Source organism: Xenorhabdus sp. KJ12.1, from assembly GCF_963876495.1.
In the GTDB taxonomy this organism is placed as follows: Bacteria; Pseudomonadota; Gammaproteobacteria; order Enterobacterales; family Enterobacteriaceae; genus Xenorhabdus; species Xenorhabdus stockiae.
Genome location: NZ_CAWNQH010000116.1, coordinates 60589 through 71549, shown reverse-complemented (window position 1 = coordinate 71549; position 10961 = coordinate 60589). Strand labels below are relative to the sequence as shown.

Below are 10961 nucleotides of genomic sequence, written 5' to 3'. Positions count from 1 at the left end.
GGCGTCTTGCGATGAGTCGTTTTATGATTGAATTTGGTGACCGTTTAGACGGTCACGTTTAATTGGAAATGGCGATTACACAAAATCTTAAACAAGGTCCCCTGAGAATAATTTCATCATTACTGAATTTTTTATCTATTTATTAGTGGATGGAGTACCTTATTTTTCTTTGTTCTTATTGTCTTCAATTGCCTGATTCATAATAGCTTTTGCCATCCATTTTGCTATTTCAATAACTTGTTCATTATTAATCTTCCAAATATCTTTCAATACTAAAAAAATCTCTGATCCATAAATAATAGAAAAAGATTTTATTACCTTATCAATAATTTCAGGAGAGTAGGAGTTTTTCATCGGCAATGTTACCATTGATAAAGTTTCTTTTCGGTTCCCTCTTTCCAATTGTTTTTCTCTGGGCTTAGAAGATAAAGAGCGCCTTTCTATCCATTGTTGTAATGACACTTGCAATGCAGCTCTAAGTGCTACCTCATATTCAAACATTCGAGGATAAGCGAAATCCATCAATTCAATTATTCGTTCTTCTGTTTTTTCACTTTTAGGTTGCCAGGTAAGAATTGGCCTTAAGCTAGTATTGACAGTAGCAGCAATCAGATCACTTTGTGTCGGGAAATAACGGTATGCTGTTGCTCGGGAAACGCCAGCTTGTAAAGCCAGTTCTGATATTGATGGCATTATCCCTTGCTCAAATAGAGTTAGAGCAGTGTTAATGAGTAATTGATAAGTACGCTTACGAGTACCTGTATAGTTCGGAAATGTGTGAATAGGCAGCATCACTGAGCCCTTTTAAAATTAAATTATTTTATTTTTTAATTGGTTATTATTTTTTGTAATTCAATCAACTAGTTGTTTTATATTGATATTGTTATTGGCCTTGTGATCTTTCTCGTCTTTATTGATTAGATAAATTTTAAAATGAGACTGCAGTCTCATTATATATGATTGATAAATGATACTGTAGTCTCATAAAAATAGTTTCTTGCTTTTTACATCATGAGTTGTGGCGAGTAAAGGTCTTCTTATGAAAAAGTATCAAGGATTTGTCTATATTGCCGCAACATTGGATACTAAAAGTACAGAAGTTTTTTATGTAAGTGAACTAATAAAAAAAATCGGTCTTGTTGTCCGTATTGTTGATTTAACAACAAAGCCTAACCAGTTAGTTCATGAGGCAGATGTTCATTCAGAGATAATTGCAGGTTATCACCCTGATGGGAAACAAGCCGTATTTTGTAGTGATAGAGGAGAAGCTATTGCGGCAATGGCAATTGCTTTTCGTAATTATTTACAGCAACAAACCGATATTGCTGGGATTCTAGGATTAGGTGGCTCTGGTGGCACAGCGTTGATTACCCTTGCAATGCAGGCTTTGCCTATAGGTTTACCAAAGCTTATGGTTTCAACGATGGCATCGGGTAACATCTCAGGTTATATCGGGGTAAGTGATATCTCTATGATGTATTCAGTTACTGATGTTTCAGGCCTAAACTTTATTTCTCGAAAGATCTTGAGAAATGCGGCTTATCAGATTGCTGGATCAGTTTATTTTAATGATCAGGAAGATATATATTTCCAGCAGAAACCAGCAGTAGCGTTAACTATGTTTGGAGTAACAACACATTGTGTCCAGCAAATTACTGCCAAATTAGAGAACGATTATGATTGTCTGGTATTTCACGCCACCGGGAGTGGCGGTAAAGCAATGGAAAAGCTGGTAGACAGTAATTTATTACATTCTGTGCTGGATATTACAATTTCTGAGGTATGCAATTATCTTTTTGGTGGTGTTTTGGCTTGTGATGAAGATCGTTTTGATAGTATTGCTCAGACAAAAACGCCATGTGTTATATCTTGTGGTGCACTAGACATGGTTAATTTTGGACACTCCTCGACAATACCTGAACAATATAAAAATCGTCAACTTTATCATCATAACGCACAGGTAACATTGATGAGGACGACTCGAGAAGAGAATCATCAATTAGGGATGTGGCTTGCTGAAAAACTTAACCGTTGTGAAGGGGAGATTCGTTTTATTATTCCAACAGGTGGTTTTTCTGCTTTAGATATTGAAGGTGGAGTTTTCTGGTCTCCAGATGCTAATAATGCTTTCATTCAGTCATTTTCAACTAATTATAAAATAACGGAAAAACGAAAACTTATTTTTAGTCCATATCACATCAATTCAACAGAGTTTTGTGAACAAGTTATTCAGTTACATAAGGAAATGATAAATAGCATAAAAGTTTAGTAATTTCTTAATAAATTAGTTAATCCCATTGTTCAATGATATTGATTCAATTAAATGTCGCGGTAAATAACATAATAATCAACTGCGTGAATTTATAATTAAAACGAAGATTTACTTTATTACCAACACCAGGCACGCCTGTGGAAATATCCACAGGCGTGTTTTTATTTATTGTTTAATTTATCAATTAACTTTATTATCAGATCGGTTTATTAATTAATTGGAAATTTTGTGCTCTTATTATAAAAATGATAGGAGATGGATGCACAGTTGTATGAGATAATATTCCCAGAAATAATATAAATAATGTCTTCAATAAACTAAGACTTATTTTTCCGATGAGATTTGCTCTGTTAAATTATTTTAAGGATCTGTGATGTTTTCTAAAGAGTATTTAGTGGACGATCAGCACGTTGATTTTCAAGGTGTTGTTGATGGACTTTATTATCCGTTCTATCTGGAATGGACCCGGCATGCGTTTATGAAAGAAGCGTTAGGTCTAGATTTAGAAGAAGAATTCAAAGCCGGGCGGATGCACGTCATTATTGAATATAGTCTGCGTTTTAGAAAAAGCCTCCAGAAAGGGAATAAGATGGAGGTGACCTGCAAAGTCGCCAGAAATGAAAAACGTAACCGGATTAATTTTGAGCAGCAAATTTTGGTTGATGGCGTTGTGTATGCTGATGCGACGTTTGTCGCTACTTGTTTAGTGAATGGGCGCCCGACTGTACCTGAAATTGTGATGAATGCGGTTGAAGACTAAAGATAATCGTGTCTATTCTGGCCTCTGATTAATAAGAGGCCACTCAACAAAAAAATCACAAACCCGGCGCTTTCCACAACGAGGTTGTCAGCCCATCATCGACGAGATGAAGTTGATCAGCATAGACTGCCTGCCAATCTTTTTTTGCTTTTTGATAAACATCCCAGTGGCCTGAGTTCGGCAGATATTCCCGCTCCCAGCGCACTAATCTTTCCCCGGTTTCCGGCATGGAGTCATACAGTGACACCCCGACGCCTGCGGCGATAGCACATCCCAGAGCCGTAGCTTCTTTAACGACGGGAACTCTTACCGGTAATCCGGTGACATCGGAGAGGATCTGGCTCCAGAGTTTGCCTTTTGAGCCTCCACCAGCAAAAACCAGAGAATCTGGCTGAACACCCGAGAATGTCGCAACGATATCCAGATTACAGGCTGAGACGATAGCCGCATTTTCTTCCAGTGCTCTGAACAGAGTGGCTTTGTTGCATTTTTCCGGATCAATCGACAGGTTGAGGAAGGAAGGCGCAGCGTGATACCAAGATTTAAAGCGCATGACATCGGAGAAGATTGGCATTACACCATATGATCCGGCGGGAACCCGTGCCGCCATCTCTTCCAGCAGAGCGTAAGCATCAATACCCAGCCGATCTGCCATCAGTTTTTCTTCGGCACAGAAAGCATCGCGGAACCAGCGCATGGTAAGGCCGGTGAAGAAGCTGATTGATTCTGCCTGTGCCATGCCGGGGATGACGTGAGGATTAATACGGATGTTCATGTTGGGGTCGGTCATCGGTTCCGGCAGGTTAACGACCTGCTGCCAGAATGTTCCGCCAAGCACTGCGGTTTGAGCGGGCCTGACAACACCAATACCAAGGCAACCGAGCTGAACATCTCCACCTCCCATAATGACCGGTGTTCCGCTGTCGAGACCACACTCTGCTGCCGCTTTGTTTGTTATGTATCCGAGTAATGTGCCTGTTTCTTTAACCGGAGAGAGAATATCAGAACGCAATCCGGCCATTTCCAGCAGGCTGGGGCGCCAGTCGCGGCTCACTAAATCCAACATGCCGGTTGTGCCTGCGTTGGATGGATCAACGGCCAGTTCACCACTTAGCATATAGGCCAGCCAGTCACTGATCATCGTTAACGTACTGGCTTGTCGATAAATGTCGGCACGGTGGTGAGCAAGCCATAATAAGCGGGGCATTGCTCCCAGCGCTAATGTCTGGCCCGAATAGCGATAAACATCATATTCAAACGTATTATTGTACAGCTCTTTCAGTTCACTGACTTCATGACTGGAACGGGCATCAACGTTGGCACATGCCCAAATGGGATCGCCGTTCCGATTGTACAGGACGATCCCTTCCCGCATTGAGCAAGCCGCAACTCCCTGAATTGCGCTGGCTGGTAGTTCAGCCTTTTGCAAGGCTTGCCGGATACATTGGCAGGTAAGTTGCCAGTTGGTTTGCAGATCAAATTCCATTGAGCCTGCGACATTCGGTACAGGCTGGTGCACCCATTCTGACTGCCCAACAGAGATTTGATTACCTTCCAGATCAAATATGACTGCACGTATACTGCCTGTTCCTGCATCAAGCGCCATCAGATAATTCCCTGATGAGTGAGCATGAGTGCGTTGGTTCATGATGCTATCCTCGTTTGTCGTTATCTCATTAGCCTGCTGGTTGTTGATTAAGGACTACGATATGGCACGGGGAATTTATACTCTTCGTCTTTTTAAATTACCTCTTTGTTGGCTGCATTCCTTTGCTGCCGTGATATTGCTTGAAATCCATTGTGTATATTAGACAATCACATCAGCATCGCCCTTGCGGTTTTTTCTTCCGTGACCAGTGAATTAATATAGCCGCCTTTTAGCGCCGCAACGATGGCATCGGCTTTTTCAATTCCACCAGCGACACCAATCACATTCGGTATGGTTTTCAGCTCTGGTAGTGAGAGGCCGATCAGTTCCTGATGAATATCGATATCACTGACCAATTCACCTTCAGCATTGAAGAAGTAACCGAGAATATCTCCGATAGCGCCTTTGCGCCCGAACATCAGTTGTTCACCATCGCTGATATAGCCGGAACGCATGATGGTTGCCTGTTGCCTCTGGTTGATGGCGCCAATGCCGACAACGGCGATATCAGCAGCACAGGCAGTCAGTATGACATCCCGCACACTGCGTTCTTCACGGAATGTTGTGGCAACCTGTCGGGTTGATGCCCGAAGTGGTGCAGGGATGATGCTGACAGGGCAGTCTGCGTCAAGCTGGCCGATACCGGTCATATAAGAGCCAACACCACCGGATAGTGTTACCAGACGTACCTGTTGGGAGGAAATAAAACCGCTCAGATGCTGTAAAGTGCACATGGGAGCTTCACCAAAACCGATCGCCAGAAGCTGTCGGGGTTCAATCAGTGACATCAGTAAAGGGGCAGCTCCGGTACCTAACCGGGTATTCAGGTTAATGCCTTCAAGGGCGGGAAGAACACGCACTTTATTCAGATTAAAACGTTTTTTCAGAGCATCTTCCAGCTCCAGACAGCCCTCATAGCGAGAGTTTATCTGAACGTGGATCACACCGGATTTCCGCCCTTTTTCCAGCAAACGGGAGACCTTAAGCCGGCTTAGACCAAGCAATTCACCGATGTCTCCCTGTGTCAGGCCATCGTGATAGTAAAACCAGGCAACCCGGGCCAGTAGTTCTTCTTCACTCATGTTGTTTCCTGAATCGCTGTTTTCTGGATAACTATTTTCTGGATAACTATTTTCTGAATAGCTATGGCTGGTATAGCCATTACCCGAATAATGAAGATCCTCGGATGACACGTTTTTTTCTGATGCTGATTTTTTCTTGTTTGGTTTGATTGTCATAACAACTTATTTATTCCCTGAAAAAGAATTAAGCATGAAAGCCTCTGTCGTGCCAGAGGTATTCCACAAAAATTGAACATATCTTAATGAAGATCTAATTTTTTCATAAAATGTGATCAAAATTTTGCAAATATTTCATAATATGAATTAGAGTCATGAACAAAAGATTTTTAATCTTATAAATGTTCATATTGAGTATCGGAGTCAGTGTCAGAATTGGGACGGAAAGCAGAAGCAAAATCATAAACACCCTGAGGTAGCATGATGTCACAAAGCAATTCCGCCAATGATTCATTGCAAACTCATTTATTGCAAAGGCATCCATCACAACAGCATTCGTCACAAAAACATTCGTTACAAAATCAAGCCGCTAATACATTACCTATGTTACCGCTATTGGCTGTTAGAGGGATCGCTAAACAGTTTTCCGGTTTAGCCGTGTTGAAGCAGATTGATTTCACTCTGATGGCAGGGCAGGTTCATGCCTTATTGGGAGGAAATGGAGCGGGTAAATCAACACTGATGAAGATCATTGCGGGCCTTGAGCAGCCGGATGCAGGGACGCTGATGATGGAAGGAAACGCCATTAGTCAGCTGACTCCGGCTAAAGCGCACCAATTGGGCATTTATCTGGTACCGCAGGAACCTTTGTTATTCCCCAATCTTTCTGTTCAGGAAAATATTCTGTTTCGCCTGCCTAAGCACCTAGCCAGTAAAAGCCGGATGCAGCAACTGCTGACACAGCTGAACTGCCGGTTAAACCTGAGTGCACCAGCAGGAAGTCTGGATGTAGCGGATCAGCAGATGGTGGAAATCATGCGTGGCCTGATGCGCAATTCCCGTATTCTGATCCTTGATGAACCGACAGCCTCCCTGACACCCGCCGAAACAGAACGTTTGTTTGAACGGATACGGGAATTACAGCAGCAACAGGTTGGGATCATTTTTATTTCCCATAAAATACCTGAAATTCGTCAGATTGCTGATTATGTCAGTGTGATGCGGGATGGAATGACCGCTCTTAGCGGTGCAATGGCGGGTTTTTCAACAGAAACTATCATTCAGGCAATAACGCCCACGGTAAAAGATTCTGTATTAACAAAAACGCAGAAGTTATGGTTGGATGCCGGAAATCTTCAGCACATTGGTGATCACGCTGATCCAATGCTTGAAGTGACTGCTTTGTATGGTGAAGGTTTCCGGGATATTTCCCTGACACTGAAAGCCGGGGAGATTGTTGGTCTGGCGGGTGTTGTAGGGGCCGGGCGTACGGAGCTGGCGGAAACGTTATATGGATTGCGGCCAGTGGTGAGTGGTGAGATCCGTTTGCGTCAGCAGGTACTTAATTCGTTGAATACCGCAGCCCGATTGCGGTGTGGTCTGGTTTATCTGCCGGAAGATCGGCAGGCATCGGGGTTATTTCTTGATGCTTCCCTGAGCTGGAATGTGTGTTCACTGACTCATAACCAGAACGCTTTCTGGGCTCGCCCTGCCTATGATGCCGCTGTGCTTGAGCGTTATCGCCGGGCACTCAATATTCGTTACAGCCATGCCAGTCAGCCGGTACGTACTTTGTCTGGTGGGAATCAGCAGAAGATTTTGATTGCGAAATGTCTGGAGGCGAAACCCGCTGTTTTGATTATTGATGAACCGACACGGGGTGTTGATGTCGGTGCGCGTACTGATATTTATCAGTTGATCCGTAGTATTGCCAGCCAGCAAGTGGCGGTTCTGCTTATCTCCTCTGATCTTGATGAAATTGTACAACTGGCTGACAGGACGCTGGTGATGCATCACGGAGAAATCTGTGGCCACCTTGATAAATCCAATATGAGTGTAGATGCCATTATGCATCTTTCGTTTGGTGAGAGGGCGCTATGTTGAAATTCATCCAGACCTTTATTCAGAACAATCGCGAAGCTACCGCATTGCTCGCTATTTTAGGTTTGTTTGCCCTGCTAAGAAGTCTGGAGCACGATGTTTTTAGTTTCCAGACTGTCACCATGATTTTTGCGAATGCGCAAATCCTGATGTTGCTGGCAACGGGAGCTGCGCTGGTGATGCTCACGCGTAATATCGATGTCTCTGTCGGTTCGACCACTGGGTTATGCGCTGTGGTGCTGGGGATATCACTCAATGCCGGTTTTCCTCTGTCGATAGCCTGCCTTATAACACTCTTGGTGGGTATGGCCGCAGGGCTGGTAAATGGTGTGCTGGTGGTCTGGCTGAAAATTCCGGCAATTGTCGCTACGTTAGGTACGCTGGGTTTATATCGGGGTCTGATGTTACTGCTGACCGGCGGGAAATGGATCGAGGGCCTGCCAGCTGATGTAAAAGAACTTGCCAGACCTGTTTTATTGGGCATCTCGTTCATCGGGTGGTTGTTGATCTTACTGGTTTTAGCAATGACGTGGATGCTGAAAATCACGAATTTTGGCCGCGGATTCTATGCTACCGGTGACAATCTGCAAGGGGCGCGACAGATTGGTGTGCCGGTGAATCGCATTCGTATTGCTGCGTTTGCCACAAATGGTGTGATGGCGGCACTGGCTGGCATTGTATTTGTGGCTCAGATTGGATTTATTCCGAATCAGACGGGAAGCGGGCTGGAAATGAAAGCGATTGCTGCCTGTGTGTTGGGTGGTATTAGTTTGCTGGGCGGCGTGGGAACCGTGATAGGGGCGATTTTCGGTGCTTACTTCCTGACACAAATCGACAGTGTGTTGGTATTACTCCGGTTGCCGGCATGGTGGAACGATTTTATTGCCGGTCTGGTTTTACTGCTGGTGTTGGTACTTGATGGCCGGTTGCGCAGCGCCGTTGAAAAGAACCTACGTCAGCAACGTTATGCCAGTTTTCTTAAACCCGACGATGAACCCGTAGCCCATTCATCGGAAGCAGGCAGGAGAACATCATGATAAGTGCGATTAAACGTCATGGATGGGAAACGGCCCTCGCTATTTTGCTGGTACTGGAGATTCTGTTATTTGGCATAGCCAATCCACGTATGCTGGATATCAATGTGTTGTTGTTCAGTACCAGTGACTTTATCTGTATTGGTATTGTTGCTCTGCCACTCACGATGGTGATTGTCAGTGGCGGAATTGATATTTCGTTTGGCGCTGTTATCGGCTTATGTGCTATTGCACTGGGGATAATGCATCAGGCTGGAATGCCGATGATAGCCGCTCTTCCTTTGACTTTGATTGTGGGAATGATATGCGGCCTGATTAACCACGGGCTGATTTTCTATACCGGTGTGAATCCTCTGGTGATTACCCTCGGAACTATGTACCTGTTTGGCGGGAGTGCGTTATTACTGTCGGGGTTATCCGGTGCGACAGGTTATGAGGGCATTGGAGGTTTTCCGGCTACATTTACTGATTTTGCCAATCTGACACTATTTAAACTGCCTGTCCCGTTGGTTGTTTTTATTTTTTGCGTTATCGGGTTCTGGTTGTTTATGCATCGCACTCATCGGGGACGCAACGTTTTTCTGATTGGGATGAATAACCGTGTCGCCCGTTATGCGGCGGTTCCTGTTAATAAAACCCTGTGCCTGCTGTATGCCCTGTTGGGTTTGTCTTCAGCTCTGGCTGCGATCATTCTGGTGTCCTATTTTGGTTCAGCCCGCTCAGATCTGGGGAGTTCGTTCCTGATGCCAGCCATTACTGCGGCAGTTTTAGGTGGAGCTAATATTTATGGTGGCTCCGGTTCTATTATCGGCACAGCATTGGCTGTTTTGCTGGTGGGATATTTGCAGCAGGGATTGCAGATGGTGGGGATCCCGAATCAGATATCCAGCGCCTTATCCGGCGCTTTGCTCATCGTGGTGGTGGTCGGGCGTTCTGTTTCTCTGCATCGCTATCAAATCCGGGACTGGTGGCAGCGTTGGAGGACATCGGCTTTTTAATGAACTATTCCTGAATGATTTCTTAAATAGAAAACGGTTCCTGAACTGAAAGAGAAAAGAGCGGAGACAGGCATGAAAGCACTGATAATGAAAAAATCGGCAATGAAAAAACTGGTTTTAGCGGGTGTATTGAGTCTGGCATGTACTTCCTGGGCACAGGCTGCTGACAGGATTGCGTTTATTCCGAAGCTGGTCGGTGTCGGGTTCTTTACCAGCGGTGGGCAGGGAGCAGTGGCAGCGGGTAAGGCGCTGGGGATTGATGTCACTTATGATGGCCCGACCGAGCCAAGTGTGGCGGGACAGGTACAGCTTATCAATAATTTTGTCAATCAGGGATATAACGCAATTATCGTGTCGGCAGTATCACCGGACGGTCTGTGTCCGGCATTGAAACGAGCTATGCAGCGTGGTGTAAAAGTACTGACGTGGGATTCAGACACCGCACCAGAATGCCGCTCCATCTATATCGATCAGGGAACACCAAAACAGTTGGGTGGGTTATTAGTGGAAATGGCCGCCAGTCAGGTGAAAAAAGAAAAAGCGGAGAAACAGGGAAAAACGAAAGTGGCGTTTTTTTACTCCAGCCCCACAGTGACAGATCAAAACCAATGGGTGAAAGAAGCCAAAGCCAAAATTACCGCAGAACATCCTGACTGGGAAGTTGTGACCACGCAGTTTGGCTATAACGATGCCACCAAGTCTTTGCAGACTGCGGAAGGCATTTTGAAAGCATGGGGTGATTTGGATGTGATTATTGCTCCGGATGCTAATGCACTGCCAGCGGCGGCACAGGCTGCGGAAAACCTGAAACGTAAGGATGTGGCGATTGTCGGATTCAGTACGCCGAATGTCATGCGCCCTTATGTCGAAAACGGCACAGTCAAACAGTTTGCCCTGTGGGATGTCGTTAAACAGGGCAAGATAGCGATTCATGTTGCCAGTGAAATGCTGAAAAAGGGCGACCTGAATGTGGGCGATAAATTAACTATTCCTGACATCGGTACACTTGAGGTTTCACCGAATAGCGTTCAGGGATATCGCTTTGAAGCGAAGGGCAATGGCATTGTTGTGATGCCGGAGCGCGTGATTTTTACCAAAGAAAACATCAACCAATACAATTTCTGATTCAT

Annotated in this window: 9 protein-coding genes; 6 read left to right on the top strand and 3 right to left on the bottom strand. The window is 44.8% G+C overall.

Annotated elements, in window-relative coordinates:
- Positions 1–159 precede the first annotated feature (159 nt).
- A complete protein-coding gene (locus AACS92_RS19280; RefSeq protein WP_099109245.1) occupies positions 160–792 on the bottom strand; it encodes a TetR/AcrR family transcriptional regulator in 633 nt (210 codons plus the stop codon).
- 247 nt (positions 793–1039) lie between these two features.
- Between AACS92_RS19280 and AACS92_RS19275 the strand changes: the two genes are divergently transcribed.
- Both AACS92_RS19275 and AACS92_RS19270 read left to right on the top strand, forming a co-directional pair.
- Complete coding sequence (locus AACS92_RS19275) at positions 1040–2269, top strand: Tm-1-like ATP-binding domain-containing protein (RefSeq protein ID WP_099109244.1); 1230 nt, start codon at positions 1040–1042, stop codon at positions 2267–2269.
- 376 nt (positions 2270–2645) lie between these two features.
- Positions 2646–3032, top strand: a complete 387-nt coding sequence (locus tag AACS92_RS19270) for an acyl-CoA thioesterase (RefSeq protein ID WP_099109243.1) — start codon at positions 2646–2648, stop codon at positions 3030–3032.
- A 55-nt stretch (positions 3033–3087) separates the two neighbouring features.
- Here AACS92_RS19270 and lsrK read toward each other — a convergent pair whose 3' ends face one another.
- Together lsrK and lsrR are read right to left on the bottom strand one after the other, a co-directional pair.
- A complete protein-coding gene (gene lsrK / locus AACS92_RS19265; RefSeq protein WP_099109242.1) occupies positions 3088–4680 on the bottom strand; it encodes an autoinducer-2 kinase in 1593 nt (530 codons plus the stop codon).
- Between the two features lie 167 nt (positions 4681–4847).
- The gene (gene lsrR / locus AACS92_RS19260) at positions 4848–5918 is read right to left on the bottom strand and encodes a transcriptional regulator LsrR (RefSeq protein WP_099109241.1); all 1071 of its coding nucleotides are present in this window, start codon (positions 5916–5918) and stop codon (positions 4848–4850) included.
- Positions 5919–6302: 384 nt separating this feature from the next.
- On the opposite strand from lsrR, the gene lsrA reads away from it, so the two are divergent.
- The 4 genes from lsrA (at position 6303) to lsrB (ending at position 10956) form a co-directional block, all read left to right on the top strand.
- The gene (gene lsrA, locus AACS92_RS19255; protein WP_099109283.1) at positions 6303–7802 is read left to right on the top strand and encodes an autoinducer 2 ABC transporter ATP-binding protein LsrA; all 1500 of its coding nucleotides are present in this window, start codon (positions 6303–6305) and stop codon (positions 7800–7802) included.
- 5 nt (positions 7803–7807) lie between these two features.
- Positions 7808–8836, top strand: coding sequence for an autoinducer 2 ABC transporter permease LsrC (gene lsrC, locus AACS92_RS19250; protein WP_369800377.1), 1029 nt, complete (start codon positions 7808–7810; stop codon positions 8834–8836).
- Complete coding sequence (gene lsrD, locus AACS92_RS19245) at positions 8833–9831, top strand: autoinducer 2 ABC transporter permease LsrD (RefSeq protein ID WP_304440762.1); 999 nt, start codon at positions 8833–8835, stop codon at positions 9829–9831. Before lsrC ends, lsrD begins: the two co-directional genes overlap by 4 nt.
- Positions 9832–9918: 87 nt before the next feature.
- A complete protein-coding gene (gene lsrB, locus AACS92_RS19240) occupies positions 9919–10956 on the top strand; it encodes an autoinducer 2 ABC transporter substrate-binding protein LsrB (RefSeq protein ID WP_099109282.1) in 1038 nt (345 codons plus the stop codon).
- Positions 10957–10961 lie beyond the last annotated feature (5 nt).

What these genes read in the sequence shown, in the direction of transcription:
- lsrK (WP_099109242.1), bottom strand. Translation starts at nt 4,680, where the DNA reads ATGAACCAACGCACTCATGCTCACTCATCAGGGAATTATCTGATGGCG.
- lsrD (WP_304440762.1), top strand. Translation starts at nt 8,833, where the DNA reads ATGATAAGTGCGATTAAACGTCATGGATGGGAAACGGCCCTCGCTATT.
- lsrB (WP_099109282.1), top strand. Translation starts at nt 9,919, where the DNA reads ATGAAAAAATCGGCAATGAAAAAACTGGTTTTAGCGGGTGTATTGAGT.
- lsrA (WP_099109283.1), top strand. Translation starts at nt 6,303, where the DNA reads ATGTTACCGCTATTGGCTGTTAGAGGGATCGCTAAACAGTTTTCCGGT.
- AACS92_RS19270 (WP_099109243.1), top strand. Translation starts at nt 2,646, where the DNA reads ATGTTTTCTAAAGAGTATTTAGTGGACGATCAGCACGTTGATTTTCAA.
- lsrR (WP_099109241.1), bottom strand. Translation starts at nt 5,918, where the DNA reads ATGACAATCAAACCAAACAAGAAAAAATCAGCATCAGAAAAAAACGTG.
- AACS92_RS19280 (WP_099109245.1), bottom strand. Translation starts at nt 792, where the DNA reads ATGCTGCCTATTCACACATTTCCGAACTATACAGGTACTCGTAAGCGT.
- AACS92_RS19275 (WP_099109244.1), top strand. Translation starts at nt 1,040, where the DNA reads ATGAAAAAGTATCAAGGATTTGTCTATATTGCCGCAACATTGGATACT.